At 64.7% G+C, this 25,108-nt stretch carries 25 protein-coding genes; 10 read left to right on the plus strand and 15 right to left on the minus strand.

What is annotated here, in order from left to right; all coding sequences use genetic code 11:
• Positions 1-9 precede the first annotated feature (9 nt).
• Genes AC0L58_RS06500 through AC0L58_RS06530 form a run of 7 tightly spaced genes read right to left on the minus strand, consistent with a single transcriptional unit; the run spans position 10 to position 5,257 of the window.
• Entirely contained in the window at positions 10-978 is a 969-nt protein-coding gene (locus tag AC0L58_RS06500; RefSeq protein WP_473687818.1) for a 5-oxoproline transporter, DUF979 family subunit, read from the minus strand.
• A gap of 2 nt (positions 979-980) precedes the next feature.
• A complete protein-coding gene (locus AC0L58_RS06505; protein ID WP_473687820.1) occupies positions 981-1,673 on the minus strand; it encodes a DUF969 domain-containing protein in 693 nt (230 codons plus the stop codon).
• A gap of 31 nt (positions 1,674-1,704) precedes the next feature.
• The gene (locus AC0L58_RS06510) at positions 1,705-2,469 is read right to left on the minus strand and encodes a LamB/YcsF family protein (RefSeq protein WP_473687822.1); all 765 of its coding nucleotides are present in this window, start codon (positions 2,467-2,469) and stop codon (positions 1,705-1,707) included.
• Positions 2,466-3,464: a 5-oxoprolinase subunit C family protein gene (locus tag AC0L58_RS06515; RefSeq protein WP_473687824.1), complete on the minus strand. Its 999-nt coding sequence runs from the start codon at positions 3,462-3,464 to the stop codon at positions 2,466-2,468. The genes AC0L58_RS06510 and AC0L58_RS06515 overlap by 4 nt, the downstream gene beginning before the upstream one ends.
• Positions 3,461-4,168 (minus strand): 5-oxoprolinase subunit PxpB, encoded by a 708-nt coding sequence (pxpB, locus tag AC0L58_RS06520; protein WP_473687826.1) that lies wholly within the window; start codon positions 4,166-4,168, stop codon positions 3,461-3,463. The genes AC0L58_RS06515 and pxpB overlap by 4 nt, the downstream gene beginning before the upstream one ends.
• A 1-nt stretch (position 4,169) precedes the next feature.
• Positions 4,170-4,592, minus strand: coding sequence for an HIT domain-containing protein (locus AC0L58_RS06525; RefSeq protein WP_473687828.1), 423 nt, complete (start codon positions 4,590-4,592; stop codon positions 4,170-4,172).
• Positions 4,589-5,257, minus strand: coding sequence for a dienelactone hydrolase family protein (locus AC0L58_RS06530; protein WP_473687830.1), 669 nt, complete (start codon positions 5,255-5,257; stop codon positions 4,589-4,591). Before AC0L58_RS06530 ends, AC0L58_RS06525 begins: the two co-directional genes overlap by 4 nt.
• A 217-nt stretch (positions 5,258-5,474) precedes the next feature.
• Here AC0L58_RS06530 and rimO point away from each other — a divergent pair, with 217 nt between their 5' ends.
• The 3 genes from rimO (at position 5,475) to phnD (ending at position 8,811) form a co-directional block, all read left to right on the plus strand.
• Complete coding sequence (gene rimO, locus AC0L58_RS06535) at positions 5,475-6,812, plus strand: 30S ribosomal protein S12 methylthiotransferase RimO (RefSeq protein ID WP_473687832.1); 1,338 nt, start codon at positions 5,475-5,477, stop codon at positions 6,810-6,812.
• Positions 6,813-6,819: 7 nt separating this feature from the next.
• Entirely contained in the window at positions 6,820-7,647 is an 828-nt protein-coding gene (locus tag AC0L58_RS06540; RefSeq protein ID WP_473687834.1) for a DUF3025 domain-containing protein, read from the plus strand.
• Positions 7,648-7,839: 192 nt separating this feature from the next.
• Positions 7,840-8,811: a phosphate/phosphite/phosphonate ABC transporter substrate-binding protein gene (gene phnD / locus AC0L58_RS06545; protein WP_473687836.1), complete on the plus strand. Its 972-nt coding sequence runs from the start codon at positions 7,840-7,842 to the stop codon at positions 8,809-8,811.
• On the opposite strand, the gene greB is transcribed toward phnD, so the two are convergent.
• From greB to AC0L58_RS06560, 3 genes are read right to left on the minus strand one after another with little or no spacing between them, the layout of a single operon-like run.
• Positions 8,802-9,302 carry a transcription elongation factor GreB gene (gene greB / locus AC0L58_RS06550; RefSeq protein WP_473687838.1) on the minus strand — a complete coding sequence of 167 codons (501 nt, stop codon included), beginning with the start codon at positions 9,300-9,302 and terminating at the stop codon, positions 8,802-8,804. The two genes, phnD and greB, sit on opposite strands and share 10 nt — an antisense overlap.
• Entirely contained in the window at positions 9,299-10,549 is a 1,251-nt protein-coding gene (locus AC0L58_RS06555) for a hypothetical protein (RefSeq protein WP_473687840.1), read from the minus strand. The genes greB and AC0L58_RS06555 overlap by 4 nt, the downstream gene beginning before the upstream one ends.
• Positions 10,550-10,558: 9 nt before the next feature.
• Positions 10,559-12,067 carry a helicase HerA-like domain-containing protein gene (locus tag AC0L58_RS06560; RefSeq protein WP_473687842.1) on the minus strand — a complete coding sequence of 503 codons (1,509 nt, stop codon included), beginning with the start codon at positions 12,065-12,067 and terminating at the stop codon, positions 10,559-10,561.
• A 127-nt stretch (positions 12,068-12,194) separates the two neighbouring features.
• On the opposite strand from AC0L58_RS06560, the gene AC0L58_RS06565 reads away from it, so the two are divergent.
• Positions 12,195-13,664, plus strand: coding sequence for a transglycosylase SLT domain-containing protein (locus AC0L58_RS06565; protein ID WP_473687844.1), 1,470 nt, complete (start codon positions 12,195-12,197; stop codon positions 13,662-13,664).
• 34 nt (positions 13,665-13,698) lie between these two features.
• On the opposite strand, the gene AC0L58_RS06570 is transcribed toward AC0L58_RS06565, so the two are convergent.
• Positions 13,699-14,136, minus strand: coding sequence for a hypothetical protein (locus tag AC0L58_RS06570; RefSeq protein ID WP_473687846.1), 438 nt, complete (start codon positions 14,134-14,136; stop codon positions 13,699-13,701).
• A 108-nt stretch (positions 14,137-14,244) separates the two neighbouring features.
• Positions 14,245-15,105, minus strand: coding sequence for an archaetidylserine decarboxylase (asd, locus tag AC0L58_RS06575; RefSeq protein ID WP_473687848.1), 861 nt, complete (start codon positions 15,103-15,105; stop codon positions 14,245-14,247).
• A 150-nt stretch (positions 15,106-15,255) separates the two neighbouring features.
• On the opposite strand from asd, the gene prmB reads away from it, so the two are divergent.
• Both prmB and AC0L58_RS06585 read left to right on the plus strand, forming a co-directional pair.
• Positions 15,256-16,182, plus strand: coding sequence for a 50S ribosomal protein L3 N(5)-glutamine methyltransferase (gene prmB / locus AC0L58_RS06580; protein ID WP_473687850.1), 927 nt, complete (start codon positions 15,256-15,258; stop codon positions 16,180-16,182).
• A 3-nt stretch (positions 16,183-16,185) separates the two neighbouring features.
• A complete protein-coding gene (locus AC0L58_RS06585; protein ID WP_473687852.1) occupies positions 16,186-16,728 on the plus strand; it encodes a GNAT family N-acetyltransferase in 543 nt (180 codons plus the stop codon).
• Positions 16,729-16,862: 134 nt separating this feature from the next.
• Here the strand turns inward: AC0L58_RS06585 and AC0L58_RS06590 are convergent, their stop codons facing one another.
• From AC0L58_RS06590 to AC0L58_RS06600, 3 genes are read right to left on the minus strand one after another with little or no spacing between them, the layout of a single operon-like run.
• On the minus strand, positions 16,863-18,788 hold the full coding sequence (locus AC0L58_RS06590) for a Tle-like phospholipase domain-containing protein (protein ID WP_473687854.1): 1,926 nt from the start codon (positions 18,786-18,788) through the stop codon (positions 16,863-16,865).
• Entirely contained in the window at positions 18,785-19,498 is a 714-nt protein-coding gene (locus AC0L58_RS06595; protein WP_473687856.1) for a hypothetical protein, read from the minus strand. Before AC0L58_RS06595 ends, AC0L58_RS06590 begins: the two co-directional genes overlap by 4 nt.
• Complete coding sequence (locus tag AC0L58_RS06600) at positions 19,483-21,270, minus strand: type IV secretory system conjugative DNA transfer family protein (protein WP_473687858.1); 1,788 nt, start codon at positions 21,268-21,270, stop codon at positions 19,483-19,485. The genes AC0L58_RS06595 and AC0L58_RS06600 overlap by 16 nt, the downstream gene beginning before the upstream one ends.
• A 211-nt stretch (positions 21,271-21,481) precedes the next feature.
• Here AC0L58_RS06600 and aroC point away from each other — a divergent pair, with 211 nt between their 5' ends.
• The 4 genes from aroC to AC0L58_RS06620 are packed head-to-tail and all read left to right on the plus strand — an operon-like array spanning position 21,482 to position 24,966.
• The gene (gene aroC / locus AC0L58_RS06605) at positions 21,482-22,570 is read left to right on the plus strand and encodes a chorismate synthase (RefSeq protein ID WP_473687860.1); all 1,089 of its coding nucleotides are present in this window, start codon (positions 21,482-21,484) and stop codon (positions 22,568-22,570) included.
• Positions 22,571-22,597: 27 nt separating this feature from the next.
• On the plus strand, positions 22,598-23,587 hold the full coding sequence (locus AC0L58_RS06610) for a 2-hydroxyacid dehydrogenase (RefSeq protein WP_473687862.1): 990 nt from the start codon (positions 22,598-22,600) through the stop codon (positions 23,585-23,587).
• Positions 23,588-23,624: 37 nt separating this feature from the next.
• On the plus strand, positions 23,625-24,656 hold the full coding sequence (locus AC0L58_RS06615) for an aspartate-semialdehyde dehydrogenase (protein ID WP_473687864.1): 1,032 nt from the start codon (positions 23,625-23,627) through the stop codon (positions 24,654-24,656).
• A 4-nt stretch (positions 24,657-24,660) separates the two neighbouring features.
• Positions 24,661-24,966, plus strand: a complete 306-nt coding sequence (locus AC0L58_RS06620) for a hypothetical protein (protein WP_473687866.1) — start codon at positions 24,661-24,663, stop codon at positions 24,964-24,966.
• Positions 24,967-25,108: the final 142 nt, after the last annotated feature.

Below are 25,108 nucleotides of genomic sequence, written 5' to 3' on the forward strand. Positions count from 1 at the left end.
CGTGACGACTCATCGGAATACCAGCAGCCACATCATCAGGAAGGTGCTGAGGAAGATCCACACGGCGCTCCATACCTGCGCCTTGATCACCCCGTACGGGTTGCGCAGTTCCAGCAATGCCGCGGGCACCAGGTTGAAATCGGCGGCCATCGGCGTCAGCAGGGTACCGCAGTAGCCGCACAACATGCCCATCGAGCCGAGGATGGCCGGGTGCGCGCCATGCTGGTGGATCAGCAGGGGCAGGCCGATGCCGGCCATCATCACCGGGAAGGCGGCGAACGCATTGCCCATGATCACGGTGAACAGCACCATGCCCAGCGCAAACGCCAGCAGCGCCGCGGTGGCGTTGCCGGTGGGCAGGAAATCGGTGGCGATCGCCGCGATCGCGTTGCCCACGCCGCTTTCGGTGAACACCACGCCAAGCGCTGCCAGCAGCAAGGGCAGCAGGGCCGCCCAGCCGATCGCGTCGAGCAGGCGCCGGCCCTCGGCGACGCCTTCGAGCATGGGCGTGTGGGCTACCCGCGACGCGGCAAACAGTGCCACTACACAGGCCAGTGCCAGGCCGGTCAGGGTCATCTGTCGCGCGGCGAACAAGGCATGCTCGCCGATTACCAGGTAGCCACCGAACAGCGCCACCAGCAGGGTGACCAGCGGGATCAGCAGGGCCGGCACGAGCAGCCGGTGACCGAGCTGGATTGCCGATTGCAGGCGCTGTTCGGCACTGCGGCTTTCCGGGTGCGTCTTGCGCTTCAGTCGCGGTGCGAGCAGGGCGAGTGCGATCACGCCGACACCGGCAACTTGTGCAGGGAGTGCATGTCCCGCCGCTGACTGCGCCAGGACAAGATCGCCGGTGCCGAACAGCAGTCCCAGCACGATCCAGAACGCGGCATGCCACCGATGTCCGGCGCGCAAATTGCGCCAGCCGCTGTAGAGCAGGAACGCGGCGATCAACCAGTAGGCGTGTTCGATCCGCAGCATGCTCAGCTGTCCCGTGCCTGAAGCGCGACGGCGCGGCGTTGCAGGCGGCGCTGGTACAGCCAGATACGCGTCGACTGGATAATGAAGGCCGCCACCGCGGTCGGCAGTGCCCACAGCGCGATGGCCAGCGGACTCAGCTCGATGCCATGCTGGGTATAGAAGCCCTGGATCAGCAGCACCCCGCCCATGGCGACGAACACGTCTTCGCCGAAGAATCGGCCGATGTTGTCGGTGGCGGCGGCCACCGCGCGCAGCTCCTCGCGGTCGTCCTGGTCGAGCTCTGGCAGGATCTTTTCAGCGGCTGCCTCGCCCATCGGTGCCAGCAGCGGGCGCACGGTCTGCGCGGCACCGGCCACGCTGGTCAGTCCCAGGGTGGCGAGCAACTGCCGCCCCAGCAGGTAACCGATCAACAGTCGCGCCAGGGTCAGGCGTTGCAATCGTGCCATCCAGCGCTGGGCATGTTCGCGCAGGCCGGCGTGTTCGAGCAGGCCGATCGCGGGCAGGGTCAACACGAACAGCATCAGCACGCGTTCCGACACGAAGCTGTGGCCGAGCAGGGCGAGCAGATCCGGTATCGACATGCCCGACAGCAGGCCGCTGACCACCGCGGCGGCAACCACCACCGGTACCGCGTTGAAGCGCAGCGCGAAGCCGATCACGATCACGGCAATGCCGAGCAGGGGCCAGTAGTTCATGTGCGCCCCGCGTACGTGAGGGAGAACAGGCTCATGCGGCGCCCGGCGCGGCGATGCGGACGTGGGCCGCTTCGAGGGCGGCGCGCAGCTGGCGTGCCAGTGCCACGGCGTCCGCGCCATCGCCATGCAGGCACAAAGTGTCGGCATGAAGGGCTATGTGCGAATCGTCCGTGGCGGTCACCATTCCATCGCGGGCGATGGCCAGGGCCTGACGGGTCGCGGCAGCCGGATCGGCGATCACGGCGCCTGCCTCGCCCCGTGGTTGCAGCGAGCCATCGGCGCAATAGCGGCGATCGGCGAAGGCTTCGGCCGCCACCGGCAAGCCCAGCGCCTGGCCGGCCTGGACCAGCGCCGAGCCGGCAAGCCCGAACAGGATCAGCTGTGCGTCGAAGGCGTGCACGGCAGCGGCGATCGCGTCGGCCAGTGCGCGGTCGCGTGCCGCCATGTTGTAGAGCGCGCCATGCGGCTTGACGTGGGCCAGCCGCGTGCCGGCAGCCTGGGCGAAAGCATGCAAGGCACCGAGTTGGTACAGCGTCATCGCGTACACCTCGGCGGCACTCACCTTCATCTCGCGCCGGCCGAAGCCTTGCAGGTCGGGCAGCGAGACATGGGCGCCCAGCGCCACGCCGCGTGCGGCGGCCAGCTCCACCGTCCGCTGCATGATCACCGGATCGCCGGCATGGAATCCGCAGGCGATGTTGGCCGAGCTGACCACGTCCAGCAAGGCCGCGTCCTCGCCCATGCGCCAGGCGCCGAACGATTCGCCAAGATCACAGTTGAGGTCGATCTGTTTCATGCGCGGGGGAATCCGTCTTGTTGCAGTCGTTTCGCGACATGCTCCAGCAGGGCGTCGAGCGCTTGCTCGCGCTCGGCCAAGCGGGCCATCGCGTGTTCGAGCGTGTCATGCCGAAAGCATACGGCATCCCCGGGTCGGCGCTGTGCCAGTCGCGCAAGGTCGACCGCGGCAACCTGGCCGATGCGCGGATATCCGCCGGTAACTGGCGCCTCGGCCATCAGCACGATCGGCTGGCCGGAAGGCGGCAATTGCACGGTGCCGGGCAGGGCGGCTTCGGAGATCAGTTCCAGCGCTGCGCGCAATTGCAAGGTCTGGCCATCCAGACGGCTGGCGGTGCGGTTGCTGTCCTTGCCGACGCGGAAGCGCGAACCATACACGCGCTCTTGCGAGGCCCGGTCCAGCTGCGCCCAATGGCTGCCGTGCAGCAGCGCTATCGGCGAAGAGGCGAAGTCGAACCACGGTTGCGGGTCCAGTCCCCACGGCAGCGCGTGGGCGGCATCGGTGGCGACTTGCGCGTGCGGCTGGCTGGCGCGGCCGACCGGCAGCATGTCGCCAGCCTGCAGCGCGCGCCCCGCGGCGTGGCCGAGCCTTGCGTGCAGGTCGCTGCTGCGGCTGCCCAGTACCGGGGTCACGTCGAAACCGCCGCGCACGGCGAGATAGCTGCGGCAGCCGCTGGCCATGCCGCCCAGCTGCAGCACGCTTCCCGCAGGCACGCGACAGGCCGTCCAGGGCGGCACGTCGAATGCGCCGATGCGAGCCTGAATCGGTGCGCCGGTCAGTGCAATCCAGGCGGCTTGGTCAAAGCGCAGGGTCGGGCCGAGCAGGGTGCATTCGAGTGCGGCTTCATCACCGCGATTGCCTACCAACGCATTGGCCAGCCGCCATGCCGGCGTGTCCATCGCGCCCGCACGACCGACGCCGATGGAGGCGTAACCGGGGCGGCCACCATCCTGGAGGGTACTGAGCAGGCCGGGTTTGAGCACGCTCACGCTCACCGGTTCTGTTCCGCTTCGAGCTGTTCGAACTCATCCGGATCGATCGCGCGGAAGCGTACGTGATCCCCTGCGGCAAGCAGCGACGGCGACGTCGCGGCGACATCGAACAGCCGCAGCGGCGTACGTCCGATCAGATGCCAACCGCCAGGCAACGGTGCCGGATAGATACCGGTCTGCGCGCCGCCGATCGCCACGCTGCCGGCCGGTATGCGCTGGCGTGGATCACTTCGGCGCGGCATCGCCAGCGCCGGATCGAGTCCCAGCAGATAAGGAAAGCCGGGGGCGAAACCGAGCATCGCGACACGATAGTCGGCGGCCACATGACGCGCGATCACCTCGTCGGTCGACAGGCCGAGGTGTTCGGCTACCTCGGCCAGGTCCGCTCCATGGCGGCGTCCGTAGCACACCGGGATTTCCCGTTCGCGCGAAGTGCGGGTCGAGGTTTCACTTTTGTCGATCGCCGCGCGAACCTCTTGTTCCAGTGCCTGATGCGGGGATGGACCGTGGTTGCGCCAGAACAACGGATCGAAGCGCAGCAGCACACTGGCGTAAGCCGGCACGCATTCCAGTTGCGGCAACGCATGCTGCAAGGCCGTGACGGCGGCATGTACGCGTGCATTGAGCACGGCGTCGATGCGCTCGCCGAAACGCAGCAGCAAGGCGTCCTCGGCAAGCGGCTCAAACTGGATCGGCGCGGAATCCACGCTAGCCCGGTGCCTCGAGTGCATCGCGCAGTGCGGCAAGCCGCTCGTGCAGCGCGACTTCCTCGTAGCGCTGCGCCTTGCCATGGCCCCAGACCGGGCCAGGCCAGGCAGGATCACCTTCGCAGCGCGCGACCAAGTGCACGTGCAGCTGTTTGACGATATTGCCCAGCGCGCCCAGATTGAGCTTGTCGCAGGGTGCGATCACACGCAGTGCGCGGGTGGCGAGATTCACTTCCTGCCACAGCGCGGCCTGATCCGCGTCGTTCAGGTCGGCAATCTCGATGAGGTCGCCGCGTCGTGGGACCAGCACCAGCCATGCGTAGCGCGCATCGTTCATCAAGCGAACGTCGCACAATGGCAACGAGGCGACCAGGCGCGTATCCGCGCCAAGCCGGGGATCGAGTGCGAATGCGCCGCAACTCATGAATCACCCAGGTTCTTTTCGAAGAACGCCAGCGTTCGTTGCAGCGCCAGCTTCGCGCTGGCCTCGTGGTAAGGCGCGCTGCCGTCGCGGTTGAAGGCATGGTCGGCGGGATAGGTGTAAACCTCCATCTGCGGCATGGCCACCCGGTGCTTCTCCACCATCTCGGGGGTGATGTGCGGATCCTTCTCGCCAAAATGGAACATCACCGGAGCCTTCGGTACTTCATGCAGGAACGGCAGGTTGCGTGCGCCGTAGTAGCTCACGGACGGCAGTCCCAGCCGCAGCGCGGCCAGCAGCGCGACTGTGCCACCCCAGCAATAGCCGACCGTGCCGATCCGGCCCGCCGAAGCGATCGCTTCCGCGGCGCTGGCCACGTCCTGGACGGCGCGTTCCAGTCCCAGCTCGGTGACCAGTTGCTTGCCCTTGTTGGTCCCTGCGCGGTCGTAGTCCAGTTCCACGCCAGTCTCCAGATGGTCGAAGAAAGCGGGGGCGATGGCGGTGTAACCCAGTTCGGCAAAGCGATCGACCATGCTGCGCATGTGTGCGTTGAGGCCGTAGATTTCCTGGATCACCACCAGCCCGCCCTTGGGTTTGCTGCCGGGTTCGGCCATGTAGGCACCGATGCATTGGGTGCCGTTGGTGGGGATCGTGATGGCTTGGCCCATGGCGAGACTCCGGCGGTGGGGGAATGACCATTCTAGGCAGTGAGGGGAGTGCGGAACAGGGAACTGGCTCCGGGAAAAGGGATTCGACTGGGGTGTCTGGCGCCTGGCGTTGTCGAAAGGCGTGCCAGCGTGCGTGATGAGCCAGGGAATTCCTGCTCCGCGCGCTCCGATCCCTTACAATCAAGCGTTTGCCCACCTTCCACTGGTAATGCGCCCCATGTCTACCCCCGCCCACAAGATAGGTTTCGTCAGCCTCGGCTGCCCCAAGGCCTTGGTGGATTCCGAGCGCATCCTCACCCAGCTCAAAGTCGAGGGTTACGAAATCGTGCCCACCTATGGCGCGGCTGATGCCGTGGTGGTGAATACCTGCGGTTTCATCGACGCGGCGGTGCAGGAGTCGCTCGATGCGATCGGTACCGCGCTGAACGAGAACGGCAAGGTGATTGTCACCGGCTGCCTGGGCAAGCGCGACGGGCTGATCCGTGAGGCCTATCCGGACGTGCTGTCGATCAGCGGCCCGCAGGACTACGCCAGCGTCATGAGCGCAGTGCACACGGCGCTGCCGCCCAAGCGCAACAAGTTCATCGACATCGTGCCGGACACCGGCGTGAAGCTCACGCCGAAGCACTATGCCTACCTGAAGATTTCCGAAGGCTGCAATCACCGCTGCAGCTTCTGCATCATCCCGTCCATGCGCGGCAACCTGGCATCGCGCCCGGTGGATGAGGTCCTGCTGGAGGCCGAGCGGCTGGTCAAGGGCGGGGTCAGGGAGTTGCTGGTGATCTCCCAGGACACCAGCGCCTACGGCGTCGACCTGAAGTACGCCGAGCGCCAGTGGCATGGCAAGTCGTATCGCACGCGCATGACCGAATTGTGCGAGGGCCTGTCCGAGCTCGGCGTGTGGACGCGACTGCATTACGTCTACCCGTACCCGCATGTGGACGAGCTGATGCCGTTGATGGCTGCGGGCAAGCTGTTGCCCTACCTGGACATCCCGTTTCAGCACGCCAGCCCGCGCATCCTGAAATTGATGAAGCGCCCCGGCAATATCGACAAGACGCTGGAGCGCATCAACAACTGGCGCAAGGCCGTGCCGGAACTCACCATCCGCAGCACCTTCATCGTGGGCTTTCCCGGTGAGACCGACGCCGAGTTCGAGGAGCTGCTCGATTTCCTGCGCGAGGCGAAACTCGATCGCGTCGGTGCGTTCGCCTATTCGCCCGTCGACGGCGCGAAAGCCAACGAACTGCCCGATCCGGTCCCCGAAGAGTTGAAGGAAGACCGCCTGGAGCAGTTCATGGCGGTGCAGGCGGAGATCTCCGCCGCCAAGCTGCAGGGCAAGGTGGGTCGCACCATCAAGGTGCTGGTGGACGAGGCGGGTGACGAGGGCGCGATTGCACGCTCCGCCGCGGATGCGCCGGAAATCGACGGCACCGTGCTGATTGCCGACGGGCAAAAGCTGAAGCCGGGCCAGTTCGTCGAGGTGGTTGTCGAAGGTGCGGGCGAGCACGACTTGCACGCGCGACTCGCCCATCCGACGCTTGCGGTCATCTGATTCGGTCGTGCGCTACGTCGCGCCTGCACGTGGCAGAGTTGATCCCGGTGTTTTCGAGCGCATGCCTTTGCTGGCGTGGCGCGACCACGCGGCATGGCTGGAAGGTGATGCGTGGCCGTCGATCGAACAGCTCAACGCCTGCGTGCCTCGCTACGTCGCCTATCGCTTTGTGGCGCAGACGCCGGCGCTGCTGGCCGACGGCCTGCACTACGAACAGCGCATTGCCGAACGCGGCGAGATCGCCACGCGCGAGGGCAATTGGCACGATCTGATGAACGCCCTGATCTGGTTGCGCCAGCCGGCGCTCAAGCAGGCCCTGAACCGGCGCCAGGTTGCCGAGATCGCGCACATGGGTCTGAAAATCCGATCCCGTGCGCAATATGCGCTGACCCAGTTCGACGAAGGTGGGGTCATCGTGCGCTTGGGTGATCCCGCGCTGCTGGCGTTGTGGGATGCACACGACTGGCACGGCCTGTTCTGGCGCCGGCGGCAAGCCTGGCTGGACGGCACGATACAGCTGGAGCTGTTCGGGCACGCCTTGTACGAGCTGGCCCTGAATCCGGGCAAGCTGCTGGTCGCCAAGGCCTTGGTATTCCAGTCAGCCGATGCCAGCCTCGATGAAACCCGTGCCCGCTGCGCCGAAGCGATTGCGGGCGGCAAGTTGCTCAACGACCCGCTCGAACTGCGCCCGTTGCCCCTGTCCGGCCTGCCGGGGTGGCACGGCGACAACGAGGAAGAGAAATTTCATCAAACGACGGTTTGCTATCAGCCAAAACGCGCCGGCCGAAAATACCCCCCGCCCAGCATCCTCCTCCCCCGCCAAGCCCAGCCATAGCCGCATCACCCAATCACTGAACACCGAACACTTCGAAAACCCCACACCTTGCCCTGCTCGACGATCACGACTATACAGAGCACAGCGGCAAAAGCAGGGGCAAGTGCATTGGGTATGGCAAGACACTGGTGGCAATCGTGGTCGGGCTGGCATGGTTCCCGGCACGTCGGACTGAAATGCTGGTTGCTGGCCATGGCCGCTCTTGCCGCCAATTCGGTTTGCGCGGCGGAAAGCCCGTCTGATCCGGTGGTGCCGATCCGCTTCGGCATCCTGCCGATCGGTAGCGCGGCCGAGTCACTGGAGCAGTGGCGACCGTTGCTGGATGACTTGCGCAAGCAACTTGGCCACCCGGTGACCACGGTGTCGGTGGGCAGTTACGCCAGTCTTTCCGGAGCCATTGGCGCGCAGCGCGTGGACATTGCCTTTCTTTCCGGGAAGCTGGCGGTCGAGGCGGTGACGCACCAGCACATGCAGGTGTTCGCGCAATTCCTGCGCAGCGACGGCGCGCGCGGCAATGTTGCGATGCTGGTGGTGCGGGCGGACAGCCCGATCAACTCCCTGGACGATCTGCTGGGAGCGCCCGGCCGCTGGAGCTATGCGCGCAGTGAACCCTTGTCGGTCACCGGCTACACCGCCCCGGAAGCCTGGGTGTTTGCTCCGCGAGGACTCAATTCCGACACCTACTTCGGCAGGGTGGAGGTCGGAGACCACCAGGGCAATCTGCTTGCCGTGGTCAATCGCGAAGTGGACGTCGCCAGCAGCAACAACCCCGACATGGATCTGTTTCGGCGCAACTTCCCCCGTGAGGCGGCGCAACTCAAGGTGATCTGGCGTTCGCGCCTGATCCCGTCAGGCGTGCTGGTGCTGCGCGAAGGTGTGCCCGCCGCGTTGGGTGACCGCCTGAAGGCATTCCTGTTGGCGTATGGCAGCGCTCCGGGCGCTGAAGGAGAGCGTGAGCGCAGTCAGCTTGCGCGCATTCCCGACCTCGGCGGTTTCGTGCCGGAAACCAGCCGGGTGTTGCAGCCTTTCGTCGACATGCAATATGCCCTGCTGCGCGCACAGGCCGAGCACGGCCAGTGGGTCAGCCCCGAGGCACGGCAAGCGCGACTGGATCAGATCGAACGCGATTATCAGCGCGACACGCGCCTGCTGATTCAGCCGTAGTCCACGGCGACAACGGCAAAAGTAGCTGCGCCACCCGGCAATTCGGCAACGAACTCGTCGTCGACGCGCTTCTTGAGCACGGCTCGCGCGATCGGCGAGTCGATGCTGATCCAGCCCTGTTTCGCGTCGGTCTCGTCGGGGCCGACGATGCGATAGCGGAGCGTTTCGCCGCTATCGACATTCTCCAGTTCGATGGTGGCGCCGAAGAACACCTGTTCTCGGTTTCCGGGCGCACCTTCGGCCACTTTCAGCGAGGGAATCCGCTTGCTCAGGTAACGTACGCGACGATCTATCTCGGCCAGCTGCTTCTTGCGATAGATGTATTCGGCGTTTTCCGAACGGTCACCTTCGGCCGCGGCGGCGGTGATCGCCTTGACCACGTCCGGACGGACGTTGTGCCACAGATGTTCCAGTTCCGCCTTGAGCCGCTCGAAGCCCTCACGACTGATGATGGCGGTGGAGCCGGGCGAGGGTGGACGCCAGCGACTCATGCGAGGTCGGCCAGACGCTGTCGTTGCTGTTCGATCTCGGCGCGCATGGGGTGTTCGGGCCATGCCGACGCAAGCTGATCGAGCAGTTGCATGGCCTCGGCTTGCTGTTCGGCGTGTTCGGCGAGCAGGCGCGATGCAAGCAGCCCGTAGTGGGGCGCCTGCACATCCCTGGGCCAGTGCTGCAGGTAACCACGGCAGAGCGTCACCGCGATCCGGCTGATACCCAGGCGCGCGGACAAGTCAGCCAGTTCGCCGCAGGTGTGCGGATCGTCCGGGATGAAGCCTGCGTCCATGCCGAGGCATTCCTGCAGCACGCCGAGCGCCCTGCGGGATTCCCCCTGCGCAATCAGCGCCGCGATCCAGATCTGTCCGTGCACCAGCAGCGCATCGTGAAACTGCTGCTGTTTCAACAGTTTCCGATAGGCGAGGTGGATGGGAGCCGGTGCGCTGCGTGTGCGCAGTCGTTCGACCAGCAGGCCAGTGGCGGCTTGCACATCGTGCGGTGCCAGCGCCTCGACTTCCTGCAGCAGCCTGTCGTCGTCGTCCTGACCGCCGGCCCGGGCCAGCCGCGGCGCTTCGGGATCCATGCCGAACTGCTCGTGCCTTTGGTGGATCAGTACGCCCATCAAGTGGAACGCCAGCACGATCAGCCAGCTGTAGGCGAAACCGAACAACGGCAGCGCGAAGATGCGCGGCAGCAAGGCACTGCTCAGCGAGGCCAGCACGATGGTGATGCCCAGCAGCAGGTTGATGGCTACCGGCACCAGATAGACCAGGCCAAAGCCGTGCGCGATGCGAACCCAGGTGAGCGGATTGAGCGCCAATGCCATGTTGGCGTCGAAGGCCAGCGACATGTCGATCGCTGGCAGCACCAGGATCGCCACGATCAGCACCGGCCAGAACAGGTAGGGCCAGAACACGATGGCGAGCACGCACAGCGCCACCACCAGCAGATGGATCGCAGTCAGTCCCCAGCCAGCCGTGCTGTTGCTGTCCAGGCCCACCTCGGGTGGGTCGGCGTAACCGTTGGCGGTGTGCAGCAGGCAATCGGCGGCGTAGCGCCAGGTGGCCGCCCACACCAGCGTGCTGCCGATTGCACCGATGTACGAAGGCAGCAGCCCGACATAGTGAATAAGCGCGAGCACGGTGCAGGTGGCAAGCCCCGCGCCACGCAGCGGATAGCCGAAGCCGCTGACCAGGCGCTCGCCGAACGGTGTGCCGGCGTCGACGACTTCGATACGCGACATGGCGACCTCTCAGCGCTTGCCGCCGAAGATGCCGCCCAGCACGCCGCGCAGGATCTGCCGGCCCAGCTGGCTGCCGGCGGTACGCGCCATCTGCTTGCCCATCGCCTCGATCATGCCTTGCCGACGCTTGGTGCCGAACAGGGCATCGTGGATCGCACCGCTCCAGCCCGGACCCGCCGTCGTGGGGGAGTTGTTCGTGGGCGCATCGGCGGCGACCTGGGTGGCGTCGGCGGCCTTGTCCTCGGCGCGTTTGGCCAGCATTTCCGAGGCGGATTCGCGATTGATCGCCGTGTCGTATTTCGCTCCCACCGGCGAGCGCTGGCGAATGGTGGAGCGCTCCGCGTCGGTGATCGCGCCGATGCGGCAGCCGGGTGTGGTCACCAGTACCTGCTCCACCGGCGTGGGTACGCCGCCCTTGGCCAGGGTGGAGGCCAGCGCCTCGCCGACGGCGAGTTTGGTAATGGCTTCGGTGACATCGAGTTTGGGATTGGCGACGAAGGTCTGCGCCGCGGCCTTCACCGCTTTCTGGTCGCGTGGCGTGAAGGCGCGCAGCGCGTGCTGGATACGGTTGCCGAGCTGGCCGAGGATCACGCCCGGTACATCGTCGGGGTTTTGCGAGCAGAAATACACGCCCACGCCCTTGGAGCGGATCAGCCGCACCACCTGTTCCACGCGCTGCAGCAGGGCGGGCGAAGCGTCGTCGAACAACAGGTGCGCCTCGTCGAAGAAGAACACCATCTTCGGCTGATCGAGGTCGCCCACTTCGGGGAGTTGCTCGAACAACTCGGACAGCAGCCACAGCAGGAAGGTGGAATACAGCCGCGGCTTCATGATCAGCTGGTCGGCGGCAAGTACATTGATGATGCCGCGACCGCTCATGTCCTGACGCATCAGGTCGGCCAGTTCCAGCGCCGGTTCACCGAAGAACTGCTCGGCGCCATCGCCCTCGAGGCGGAGCAGGGCGCGCTGGATGGCGCCGATGCTCTGTTTGCTGATCAGGCCATAGCGGGTGGAGATGTCCCTGGCATTGTCGGCTGCAAACGTCAGCAGCGCGCGCAGGTCGGCCAGGTCGAGCAGCAGCCAGCCCTGGTCGTCGGCCACCTTGAAAACGACTTCCAGCACACCCTCCTGGGTGTCGTTCAATTCCAGCACGCGGCCGAGCAGGGTGGGTCCCATTTCGCTGATGGTGGCGCGCACGGGATGGCCGAGCTTGCCGTAGATGTCCCAGAACACCACCGGGTTTGCCTGCGCCTTCCAGTCGGTGAGCTGGAGCTTGGCCAGCCGCGCATTGAGCTTGTCCCCCGGTTCGCCGGCAGCCATTGCCAGGCCGGCCAGGTCGCCCTTGGCGTCGGCCAAAAAGCAGGGCACGCCCAATCGCGAAAATCCCTCGGCCAGTACCATCAGGGACACGGATTTTCCGGTGCCGGTGGCTCCTGCAATCATGCCGTGGCGGTTGCCGTAATGCGGGTCGAGGCTCACGCTGGTGCTGTCGTTGCGGCCGATCAGGATGTCGGTCATGGCGGTCCTTCCGTTGCAGGTCGTTCGATTGTAGCCAACCGGGCCGGCTTGTCATGGCTGTGACGGGGTGCATTGAGTCGGGGCAGCCGGCCCGCTATCGTGGTCACTTTTGCAGGCGCCGTTCCCCATGTCGTTGAGTTTCAGGTTTCGCCCGGTGCGTCTGGTGGCTTTCGTGCTGGCATGCAGTCTGCTCGGTGCTTGCGCCAGCAATGGCGGCGCCAAGCCGTCCGCCGAGGTGGATTCGCTGTACAGCCAGCTGGATCAGGCAAGCAAGGGCTATGAGACGGCGCTGCAGCAGTCGCGTGCTGGCGACCTGGAGGCTTCGGAGCTCACGCTGAGGACATCGCTTGACAAGCTCAAGCAGGCTTCGGCGAAGTGCGGAAATACCGCCGGCTGCGATCCGCAGCGATTCTTTTCCGTGTTCGACCACCTGTTGCGGTTGAAGGATGGCGATTTCAGCGACGATCAGGACCTGGCTGGGGATGTCGATTCGACCCAGGCCGCGCTTGCGGGAAGCCATGAGGGCGCGGCCAACCTGCCGCAGGCGCAACGCAGCGTGACCTTGCTTCATGGGCAGCAACTGTCGCAGATGATCGCGATGAACGGCCCGGTGAAGGCGGCGCTGGAGACGTGGTTGACGCAGCGGCGTCAGTACCTTATGAACGCCTGGGTCAACTACCAGTACCTGCGCCACGAGATGTGGCCGGCCTACAAGAAGGCAGGTCTGCCCGAAGCCTTGCTGTTCGGCATGCTGGCGCAGGAGTCCAACGGCAAGGTTCATGCGGTCTCGCGTTCCGGCGCGTCCGGCCCGTTGCAGTTCATGTATGCCACCGGGATGCGTTTCGGTCTGGGCGTGGAAAACGGTTTTGATACCCGTTTCGATCCCGCCGCATCGGCACGGGCGAACGCCGAATACATCAACGAACAACTACGCATCTTCAACGACAATCTGGAACTTGTCATCGGCGCCTACAACGGCGGCGAGGGCCGCATGCGGCGCGCGGTGGGCGACGATCCTTCGGTGAGCTTCTACGACCCGCGCATCTACGACCAGATGTCGGCCGAGACGCGGGATTACGTGCCTGCGGTACTGGCCGCAGCCTGGCTGTTCCTGCATCCGGACAGCTACAACCTGCGCTTTCCCAAGATCGACGGCACACCGGGGAAGATCACTCTGAAACGCCCGGCTTCCATTGATGAACTCACCGTATGCCTGGGTTCGGCCGACGGCATGAGTGACGGCTGGTTCCGCACATTGCGCAATCTGAATCCCCGGCTTGCCCACGACGCGACTCAGCCGGTGGGAACCCAGCTGCAGGTGCCGAAGGAGCTGGAACGAGCCTACGCCTCACGTTGCGTCGATGGTCCGTGGCCGATTCTTGCCGCCGACCTGCACCAGGCCACCGTGCCGGTGGTGCCCGATGCGAAGCGGGCAACGCCCACGACAACTACCTATCGCGTGCGTCGTGGCGACACGCTGATCAGCATCGTGCGCAAGTTGCATTGCTCGAGTGTGCAGGAAATTTCCGAGATGAATCACCTCAAGCACCACCGCATCCGCGCGGGCCAGTCCTTGAAGGTGCCAGCCTGCCGTTGAGCCGGGACAGGTGCGTGCCGCTGACGCGGAGCCTTCAGGCGACCGCGCTTTCCTGCATCCAGCTCTCCAGGCTGCCCTTGCTGGATTGGACTTCCTTCAGCTCGCGCAACAGCTGCAACAGGCGGCGGTGCTGCATCTGCAAGCCGGGATGAGTGGCGTTCTTGGTCTCGTGATAGGCCACCGCCAACCACAGCGCGATTCCACGCAGCGCGACTTCGGCGTTGTTTGACCGGGCGCGCTCGTAGCCGATGTCGGTGCCCTGGCCCCAGGGCAGGTAACGCGATTCGGGCGGGGTGCCGTACAGATGCGGAAAGTCGCCACGTGAGGCCTGACCGATCTCGCGCAAGGTGAGCATGCTCAGCCGGTCGCAGTTGCGCTTGGGCAGCGCCCGAATACTGCGTTCGATGTCGCGGAACTGGCGGCCCAACTGCCGAGCGCGCATGGCCACGAACAATGGAGTGAGTATCTGCATGAGTCCCCTCGGCGCTGAATTGGGCGGCAGCGGTTGCTGCTCTGCCGCCCGATCGTAGCAAAGCACCCGGGAAATTGCGCGTAGAACGTCACAAAATGACGCGTTGCGTCAGTTTGCGGTGCCGGCGCCTCGCTCCAGGCCAAGTCGCTGGCCGACGCGCACCGCTTGCTGGGCTTGCAGGGGATCCAGGCTGGCGCTGCCGGCCGGCAACAGCACGATCACGGTGGAGCCCATGTTGAAGCGTGCCATTTCCGCGAATCGTTCCAGCGTGATGCCCTGACCGGCGAACGACTTGCGCCGGACTGACGAGGCGTACGGCGGGATCACCAGGCCGTCCCAGACCGTGGCTACCGACGAAACCAGGATCGCGCCGACCATCACCACCACGAACGGACCGTGTTCGCCGTCGAAATGGCAGACCAGTCGCTCGTTGCGGGCGAACAGCCGCGGAATCGCTTCCACCGCGAATGGCGCCACGCTGAAGATGCGGCCGGGGACATGCACCGTCTCGCGCAGGGTTCCCTGCAGTGGCATGTGCACGCGATGGTAGTCACGGGGCGACAGATAAATGGTGGCAAAAGAGCCGTTGCGATACGGTGCCGCGGCCGTCTCGTCGCCGCCAAGCAGCTCGGCGGCGGTGTATTCCTGCCCTTTGGCCTGAAAGATCCGGCCCTCGACGATGGTGCCGGCCTGGCTGACGCACCCGTCGGCAGGGCACAACACGGCGGCCGGATCGGGATCAGCGCGGCGGGCGTCGGCGCGCAGCTTGCGCGTAAAGAACGCATTGAAGTGCTGGTACGCCAGCGGGTCGGGCTGGGCTGCTTCGCCCATGTCCACGTCGTAGTTGCGCACGATGGTGCCGATCAGCCAGTTTTTCCACGGCACGAAGGTCCAGCGCGTGGCCCAGTAGACGACTCGGGACAGGGCGCGGTGCGGGACGATGTATTGCAGGAGTACTTTGAAAGTCATCCGGCCAGTATAGGGAGAGGAGTGAGGGAAGAGGAGTGAGAAGTGGGAGAAGGGCGGCTTGCTGGAAGCTAGTTTCCATTTTGCCCGTGCTCGATTCCCGGTTATCCGGCGGAAGCTATACTTGCCGACTTTCCTGTTTCGGGTGTTGCCGTGACTGCCGAGCTTGCCACCATCATCGACTTCATCCGATACGGCGCCAGCCGCTTTTCCGCGGCCGGGCTGACGTTCGGCCACAGCCACGACAACCCGATCGACGAAGCCACCCATCTGGTGCTGGCCAGTCTGCACCTGCCGCCGGATATCCCGCCGGCGTACGGCGCGGGCCGGCTCACCACGGCCGAGCGCGAGAACGTTCTGGCGTTGATCGAGCGTCGGGTCAGCGAGCGCTTGCCGGTGGCTTACCTCGTCGGCGAAACCTGGTTTGCGGGACTGAAGTTCAAGAGTGATCGTCGCGCCCTGGTGCCGCGCTCGCCGATCGCGGAACTGATCGAATCGGGCTTTGCGCCATGGCTGGACGAGCGCCGCATTGAGCGCGCGCTGGACCTGTGCACCGGTTCGGGCTGCATCGGCATTGCCATGGCCGAATACAATCCGGACTGGCACGTCGATATTGTCGACATCAGCGACGAGGCGCTGTCGCTGGCGCGCGAGAACATCGTGTTCCAGCACGTCGAGGCTCGCGTCGAGGCGATCCGCTCCGACCTGTTCGAGGGCGTGAAGGACCGGCGCTACGACCTGATCGTCTCCAACCCGCCGTATGTCACCGAGGACGAATATGCCGCGCTGCCGGGCGAATATGCGCACGAGCCGAAACTTGGCCTGACCTCCGGAGTGGATGGCCTGGACTTGTGCCTGCGCATGCTCGACGAGGCCGCCGACCATCTCACCGACGACGGTTTGCTGATCGTCGAGGTGGGTGAGAGCGAACACGCGCTTGCCGCGCTGTTGCCGGAAGTGCCCTTTGTCTGGATCGAGTTCAAGGTCGGCCAGATGGGCGTGTTTGCGCTGGAGCGTCGCGACCTGGTGGAGCATGCCGACGCAATCAGGGCTGCAGCCGCCGCCCGGCGCCCTGGCTGAGCCGTGGAACTCGTCTCGGCCCGGTTGCGAGTCGACAGGTTGCGAGCGACCGACGCGGCGAGCCTGTTTGCCTGTCGCGGCGATCCCGCGGTGGCGCTCTACCAGGGTTGGTGCCCGGCCAACCTCGCCGAGGTGCACCAGTTCATCGATGCGCAGCCGTTGCAGCCGTCGCACGGATGGTTCCAGCGCGCGATCCGCCTGCGCGAGAGCGGCGAGCTGATCGGTGACTTGGGCCTGTGCCTGCCTGAAGATCCGCAAGGCTCGGTGGAGTTCGGGGTCAGCATCATGCCGGCGCACCAGGGTCACGGTTACGCCAGCGAAGCGGTGCGCGCCGTGTTCGCGTTCGTGTTCGGCGAACTCGGCCGCCATCGCGTCCATGCGTCGGTCGATCCGCGCAATCTCGCCAGCATGGCCATGCTGCGCGCGCTCGGCATGCGCCAGGAAGCGCATCACCGCGAAAGCCTGTGGTTCAAGGGCGAGTGGGCCGATGACGTGATTTTCGCCATGCTTGAGCGGGAGTGGCGCCATCTCCCGGCCGATCGCTGAGCAACACCCGGGTCGTTCAATAGCTGCGTGTCGTGCACGCCGGGATGCTCAAACCTCAGGATTGGACATCAGTCGACATGGGTATGCGTCAGCCCATTTTTTCTGGGGGTGCGCGGCACCTGCGGAGCACGATCTCACTGCAGCGGCGCTTGTTGCCGGCTCGTCTGTGCATGCATCAGGGTTTGCATCTGCACATGCATCTGATCAATCTGCTGCAGCTCCTGGATCGATTGCGCCGGCTCGGGTGACGGGTGCCGCAGATCCACGGTCGCCAACGGGCCTGCAGACAACGGGTGGAACGTCATCTGTCCACGCTGTCGATCGAAGACAATTTCACCGAGATTGTTCTCCCCGATGCCTTGCGCGTGGCAGGCACCGGTGAACTGCAGCAGGCGCTTTTCACTGGCGTCCGGAACGCGCGCTTTCAGGTGCTGGTAAAGCTCGTGGTGCGGGTTGGCAGGATGGCGTGGGTCGTTGCGCGCATCACCCGGGTCGGCGGATGCAGCCGCGTGGCTCCGGGCATTCGATACCGGAATCGACGGTGCGTCGTGATGAAACCACTGCTCCGGATTCCGCAGCGTGTCATAGGCTTGACCCGCCGCCTGCTCGGCGGCATGGATGCCACGCGATACGGTCTGACGCGCGGCATCGTAGGCCTGGCTTGCGCGCCGCGATGTATCCAGAGCGAGATCGAATCCCTTCACGAACGCCGATTCCTGCGTGTGCGCCACTTCCGTGGCCACCTCCGCGGTGAGATGGACGCCTGTTTCAACGGTGTGCCTGGTCAGCTCGTACTGACCGGCGACAAACTGGCTGCCGGCATGCACAGCCTGTCCGGTCAGTCGGCTGGCCGTCGCATAACCGTCGGCCTCGGCTCGACCGACATGGCCGGCGACCTCCGCCCCCAGGGCGAGACCGGTAGCGGCCAGCGGAGCCACCGGCATGAACGCTGTCGCGCCACGCGCCACATCGTCGGTCTGGCGCTGCATGGTCTGCCCGGCGGCATGCAAGCGCTGCGCCGTCTGCTCGGCCGCCTGCTGCGCGTACTCGCCTCCGCTCTGGAACGCGGCGGCGGACTCGTGCAGCCCCCACTCGACGCCCTGTACAGCTCGGTTGTGTTCGACCGCGGACTGAACTGAGCGATCCACCAGGTGCGCGTGATACTCGGCCAGCTGTTGTTGCATCTGCGGCGGCAGGTTGGCCCAGGTGGTTGCCAGATTGCGACTGTCGGGGTTGCTCAAGGCCACGGCCAGTTCGGCACGATCGGCGTGAATGTCGCTGCGGAGGTGGTCGAAAGCTGCCTTGTGTTCAGCATAGTTTTGCCGCACTTGCGCCAGATTCTCAGGCTTCAGCACGCTGTCGGGGCCGGTGAAATGCCCGCCACCATGGTCGCCCAGGCGCATCGCGAGCAGCGGATTGGGTGCGGGCGCACCCGGTGGCGCGTCCAGATAGCGACCGGCGCGCAGGCTGGCGATGTCGTCTTCCGTAGCCAGCGCAATCGTCTGCCCATAGTGGCGACTGGCAGCGCTCACCACGTCACCGGCCATCACGTAGTTGGTCACTTGCGTGCCACCCTCGGGTACACCGTAGCCCAGGTCCACGGCACCGTAGGCATTGAACGTCACGCCATACAAGCCGAACTCCAGGGCCTCGATCTCTGCCAACGTGCCACCGAGAGAGTGGCCGGCCACGGTGATCTGGTCTTTGGAGATGCCTTGCGCTTGCGCCTTGTTGATGACTTCTTGGGTAAAGGCACGTGCAGCGCCCTCCTGCAGATTGACCTTGTCCTTCACCATCATGAAATCGATGTAGGCGTCCTGCGCCGTGGTACGAGTGTGGTGCTTGTAGTCCGGGTCGGTGCCGCGATAGGCGATGATGATGTTGTGGGGCGGGGCGACTTCTTTGTAGGCCGTGGCGTGGAAGCCATTGGTGGGATCCTCCTTGTACGCGAACACCGTATATTCGTGATCGTTCAAGAACACACGTTTTCCAATATCCTCGCTGCGATTCCTGTACGCATCCAGGGCGGCGTCGGCCGACGTCTGGAGGGCAGAATTCATGGCGTGACTTCCTTGATCGTTACCGTGATCGGGAAATGGGCATCAGGTTGGCGGATTACTTCAGGGTCAGAAGAACTCAGTTGCGCTGGGCCGTATCGCACGAGATCAGGATTACCCTCTTCGCTTTTCTTGACGTCGATCTTTCTGAAATAGGTTGCTTGTGCCCCCTCCGGTGGAAAGCTGCCCAGCGCAAGACTCGAGGTAAAAGTTACCCCTCCCGCGACGTAGTCGACCGCAACACCAGTGGCATCCCAGTGGCACGGGCCCAACTCGTAGTAGTTCTCATCTTGCATGTAGTCCCGGTAGAAATAGCCTTTCCACGTCTTTTGATCGATGCGGGTCATGTCGACATAGCGCGTCACGTCCCTGGGGAATTCGTGCACCCCAAGAAACTTGTCTTCCGGCGTGCAATTTTCGTTAGTGACATCGAAAAAAACTCTGCCTTTCACCGAATCCCACGATCCCGGCGCGTCGGCCGTGGCGATAACCTCGTAGCGCTGCACCGGGTGGGGATTCTTCTGCGGATTGTTGGGGTCACCGTGGGGCATGGGCGAGCATCCTGTGGTCAAGGCCAGGGCGAGGAGTGAGGTGGCGGCGAGGTGTCGGAGGGTCATGCGGCGAGTCCAGGTTCCCGGTGAGCGTGCAACGATGGAGAAATCCGGCGAAGGTCTTCGGAGCGTCATGGCCACAGGCATCAGTTCGCCAGCCATTGGGCTTCCTGCGCACTTTCCGGTCGGACGATGTTCCGTGTATTTGTCGTCTGCGCTGGCTGCTTCACCACCGTCTTGATCTTCACTGGTGGCATGTTCGCCCGCGCCTTGAGCTGACGATCCCTGAAGTACCAGTTTTTCTTCGCCCGGATCGGTTTGCAGCCTTCGTAGAAGATCAGCTCGTCATCGGCGGGCAATTCCTTGATCTCCTGCGGCAGGAACAGCGCGCGCTTCTCTTCGGTGTAGTTGATCGAGACCTGGTTCGTGCCGCGGCCGCGGCTGGTGCTGCGGTGCTGCTTGCGCACGGTCTTGTAGCCGAGCATTTCGCTGTATTCGTTGGCGTCGCTCTGCTCGCGCGGGGCGAACACGACCTGCGCGCCGTGGTTGGTGATGAAGTTCTGCGCGTCGTCGTCGCCGTAGGCCGAGCGCAGCTGTGCGCGACTCTGCACGATGCACAGGTCGCGCACGCCATAGCTGGCCGAAATCGAGATGCGCTTGGCCCACACGTCGACGCGGCCCATTGCGGTGAATTCGTCCATCAGCATCAGCATCTGGTATTTCAGGTCGGGCTCCTCGCCGAGCTGCCGGGTGAGGTTGTTGCCGATCACCGTGCTGAAGAAGATGTTCAGCAGCTTGCTGCTTTCGTCCAGCTTGTTGGTGGGGATAATCACGTACAGCGTGGTGGGACGCTTGCGCAGGCGGGTGACGTCGAAGTCGGTGGCGTTGGTGGCCGCGGCCAGGATCGGGCTGAGGAATTGCTGCAGCGGCGCCTGCATGGTGGCGATCACCGAGGAGAAGGTCTGCTCGGCCAGCCCGGCGAGGTTGCCGAAGACGGTGCGCGTCTGTGGGCTGATGAAGGCGTAGCCCGGATCTTTGAGGAAGACTTGCAGGGTTTCCTTGATGCCCCGGCCGGCCGTGCCGCTGGAGAGGCGCAGGATGCGCTCCAGGCTGGGGAAACCTTCGTGCGTATTCGGATCCATGTCCTGGTGGCCGCGTCGGCACCCGTTATCCCACTGCTCGAACATGAAGGACGCAAAGGCGGTGAATGCGGCGCGACTCTGCGAGGTCCAGAACGGGTCCTTGCCGGCTTCGTCCGGATACAGGATGGCCGCGATGGTCTGGATCTCGCCGATGCGTTTGCCCGGGTCCATTCCCGCCAGTGGAGTCATGGGGTTGAAGCGATGGGTATTGCCCGCCTCGTCGTAGGGTGCCCAGACACGTATGGCGTGACCCTGCGCCTGACGCCAGCCGCTGGTGGCCTTGAACAGCTCGCCCTTGAGATCGAGCACCACCATGGATTGCTGATACGAGAGCAGTACCGGAATGGCGATGCTGGTGGTCTTGCCCGAACGGGTCGGGCTGATGGTGATGACGTGCTGGGCACCACCCAGCCACAGATAATGCCCCTTGTACGTGCCGATCAGGATGCTCTGCGGAGTCTGCTTGAGCAGCCCGGCTTTCCTGAGGTCGTGCAGGGTGGCGAAGCGGGCATCGCCGTGCAGGGTTTCGCGCCGTGCCTTGAACAACGGAATTGCCAATCCGATCCACGCCAGCAGGGGCAGGCCGAAACCGGCGAGGGCGCTGAGCTTGATCGTGGTGGCGAAAGGGGCCCATCGGGGCAGGTCCATCACTCGCGCATACTGCCACCAGGTATTCCAGGCCAGGGGCGCGTCGCGCAGCCCCAGAAACCGCAGCACCAGAAAGTTGGAGAGAAACCAGCCGCCGATTACCGCGGCCATCAGCAACACCAAACCCAGACTCCGCTTGCCCATTCCTTTGGTCTCCATGCGTAGAGCGAGGAATGCTGGGACAACCGCTGCAACCGTGTCAATCCGAACGGTCACGTTTTGCGCAGTTGCCCTGCGTGTTCACAAGGCAGGGACATGCTGCTACGAAATGATTGTCCGGGTCGTGCCTGGCATGCCTGATTGCCCGGCCTTGCGGTTAAGCTGTAGCGGATTCTCCTGTGGGACTTAGATCACCGTGTCCAGCAACTCCTTCGGCAAGCTCCTTACTGTCACCACGTTTGGCGAAAGCCACGGGCCGGCCATCGGTTGCGTGATCGATGGTTGTCCGCCCGGCCTCGCGATCAACCCGGAAGAATTCCGTCATGACCTGGAGCGTCGCGCCACGGGACGCAGCCGCTACACCTCGCAACGGCATGAAGCGGACGACGTGGAAATCCTTTCCGGCGTGTACGAGGGCAAGACCACGGGCACGCCGATTGCGCTGTTGATCCGCAACACCGACCAGCGCAGCAAGGATTATGGCGACATCGTCTCGACCTTCCGCCCCGGCCACGCCGACTACACCTATTGGCAAAAGTACGGTATCCGCGATCCGCGCGGCGGTGGGCGCTCGTCCGCGCGCGAAACCACCATGCGGGTAGCGGCCGGCGTGCTGGCCAAGAAGTGGCTGGCCGAGCGGCACGGCGTACACGTGCGTGGCTATCTGGCGCAGATTGGTGACATGGCGCCCGACGACTTCGACTGGTCGGCGGTGGAGGAAAACCCGTTCTTCTGGCCGCATGCGGCACAGGTGCCCGCGCTGGAGGATTACATCAACAGGCTGCGCAAGGCCGGTGATTCGATCGGAGCGCGCGTCAACGTGGTGGCCGACGGCGTACCGCCGGGTTGGGGTGAGCCGATCTACGGCAAGCTCGACGGTGACCTGGCCAGCGCATTGATGTCGATCAATGCGGTCAAGGGGGTGGAGATCGGGGATGGTTTCGCGGCCGTTTCCCAGCGTGGCAGCGAGCACCGTGACGAAATGCATTTGGACGGCTTTACGTCCAATCATGCGGGCGGTATCCTCGGGGGCATCAGCAGCGGTCAGCCGGTTGTCGCGTCGATCGTGCTGAAGCCCACGTCCAGCATCCTGATTCCCGGCCGCAGCGTGAACCTGGCCGGTGAACCGGTGGACGTGGTCACCAAGGGACGACACGATCCTTGCGTCGGCATTCGTGCCACGCCAATCGCCGAGGCGATGGTGGCGCTGGTGCTGATGGATCATGCATTGCGCCACCGGTCGCAGTGTGGCGACGTGGGGCCGGTAGCACCCCGCATCGCCTGACGTTTCACTTCAGCCGGAACCCGCTCGATGTCCGACAAGCCACGCGTCTGGGTTTCCCGCCCCACTTTCCCCGGAGTCATCGCCCGGCTGGAGCCGCATTTCGAGGTCAGCGTCGAGGATCGCGAGCGAAAGCTGAGTGCGTCCGAGCTGGCGCAGCGACTGGCCGGGCAGGATGCGGTCATCGTCGGGCTCAAGGATCGTATCGGCGCGGCCGAGATCGCCGACGCCCGGCACCTGCGCATCGTGGCCAATCTCGCGGTGGGTTACGACAACATCGACCTGGATGCCATGAGTGCGGCGGGCATCGCGGTTTCCAACACCGCCGACGTGCTCAACGAGAGCGTGGCCGATTTCACCTGGGCCATGCTGCTTGGCGCGGCGCGGCGCATGTCGGCCGCCGAACGCTGGTTGCGTGCCGGACATTGGCATGCCACCGAGTTCAAGGCGTGGCTGGGCACCGATGTGCGCGGACGCACGCTGGGCATCCTCGGCATGGGGCGCATTGGCCAGGCGATCGCGCGGCGGGCGATCGGCTTCGGCATGCCGGTGATCTACCACAATCGCTCGCCGCTGCCCGAGGCGGACGAGCGGGCCTGCAACGCTCGCCTGGTCACCAAACAGCAGTTGCTGGCGGAATCGGATTTCCTGGTGCTCGCCGTGCCGCTGACGGCACAGACGCGCCATGCCATCGGCGCGTCCGAGCTGAGTCAGATGAAGGCCACCGCCATGCTGGTCAATATCGCCCGCGGCGGCATCGTCGACGATGCCGCGCTGGCCACGGCCCTGCGCGAGCGACGCCTGGCTGGCGCGGCACTGGACGTGTTCGAAGGCGAGCCCGAGGTACATCCGGAGCTGCTTGCACTCGACAACGTATTGCTCAGCCCGCATATCGCCAGCGCCACGACCGAAACCCGCCGCGCCATGACTGCGGTTGCGGTCGACAATGTGCTGGCACTGTTCGGCCACGGCCCGCAGGCCGGGCGGCCGCCCAATATTCTCAACCCGAACGTGCTGTGAGCGGCACGTTGCCCCTTCCATCCAGAGCGAACAACCCATGAGTCAGAAGAGCAGTTACAAGGTCGCCATGGTCGGTGCCACCGGCGCGGTCGGCGAGACCGTGCTGGCGATCCTCACCGAGCGCAATTTTCCGGTCAGCGAGCTGGTGCCGCTGGCCAGCGAGCGCTCGGCCGGCGGCAAGGTGAAGTTCGACGGCAAGGAGATCACCGTCCAGTTGCTGGATACCTATGATTTCGACGGCGTGGACATCGCGTTCTTTTCCGCCGGCGGTTCGGTCAGTCGCGAACATGCGCCGCGCGCGGCGGCAGCCGGGGCCGTGGTGATCGACAACACCTCGGAGTTCCGCTACCAGGACGACATTCCGCTGGTGATCAGCGAGGTCAACCCGCATGCGATCGCTCAGTACACCAATCACGGCATCATCGCGAACCCGAATTGCTCGACCATGCAGATGCTGGTGGCCCTGGCCCCGATCCACCGTGCCGCGCAGATCGAACGGATCAACGTGGCGACCTATCAGTCCGTCTCGGGCGCCGGCCGCAGCGGGATGGAGGAGCTGGGCAGGCAGACCGCGGCGCTGCTGAACTTCCAAAGCGTCGACCCGGGCAAGAAATTCCCGGCCCAGATCGCGTTCAATGTGATCCCGCAGATCGACGACTTCCAGCCCAATGGCTACACCAAGGAAGAGATGAAGCTGGTATGGGAGACCCGCAAGATCCTGGAGGACGATTCGATCCAGGTAAACCCGACCGCGGTGCGCGTGCCGGTTTTCTATGGTCACTCCGAGGCTTTGCATATCGAAACCAGCGACAAGATCACCGTGGACGAGGTCCGCGAGCTGCTCGGACAGGCCGCCGGGGTGGTGCTGGTGGATGAGCGCAAACCGGGTGGCTATCCTACGCCGGTAGGCGAGGGTGCTGGCGCGGACGGCGTCTTCGTCGGCCGCATCCGTGAGGACATCTCGCATGACCGGGGGCTGGACATGTGGGTGGTGTCGGACAACATTCGCAAGGGCGCCGCCCTGAATGCGGTACAGATAGCTGAACTCCTGATCGAGGACTATCTCTAGAGCCATGAGCATATTGCAACCAATTGCTTTCATTGGATTTGTTCTGACGTTCCCAGCGTGGGCCTCGCCGCCGTCAGCGGCTGCGACACCGGCACGCAACCCGTCTGCGGCGGTGTCAGCGGTGCCGAAAATCCAGCAGCGGATGCAACATGACCAGATCGAGGTGCGGCGCCTCGAGCGTGAGGTTGCCAGGCAGGAGTCGGACAGTGATCGTGCCAGCCAGCGGCTGCGGGAGCAGGATCAGCAGATCGCCGAACTGCGCCGGAAACTGTCACAACTGCAGCCCGAGCCGGCGGTTGGGCACCCGTGAATTCCGCGCTCCAGGCAAGAACGCGCTGCAGCAATGTGTCGCAAGTATTCGCCACAGCTATTGTTGATTGGTCTGCATATAACTAAAGTGGCGGCACTAATGACGCAGCCGCCGCCGAGGTGGCGGCATCTTTCAAGAAGAG

Source organism: Rhodanobacter sp. G2-10, from assembly GCF_055809185.1.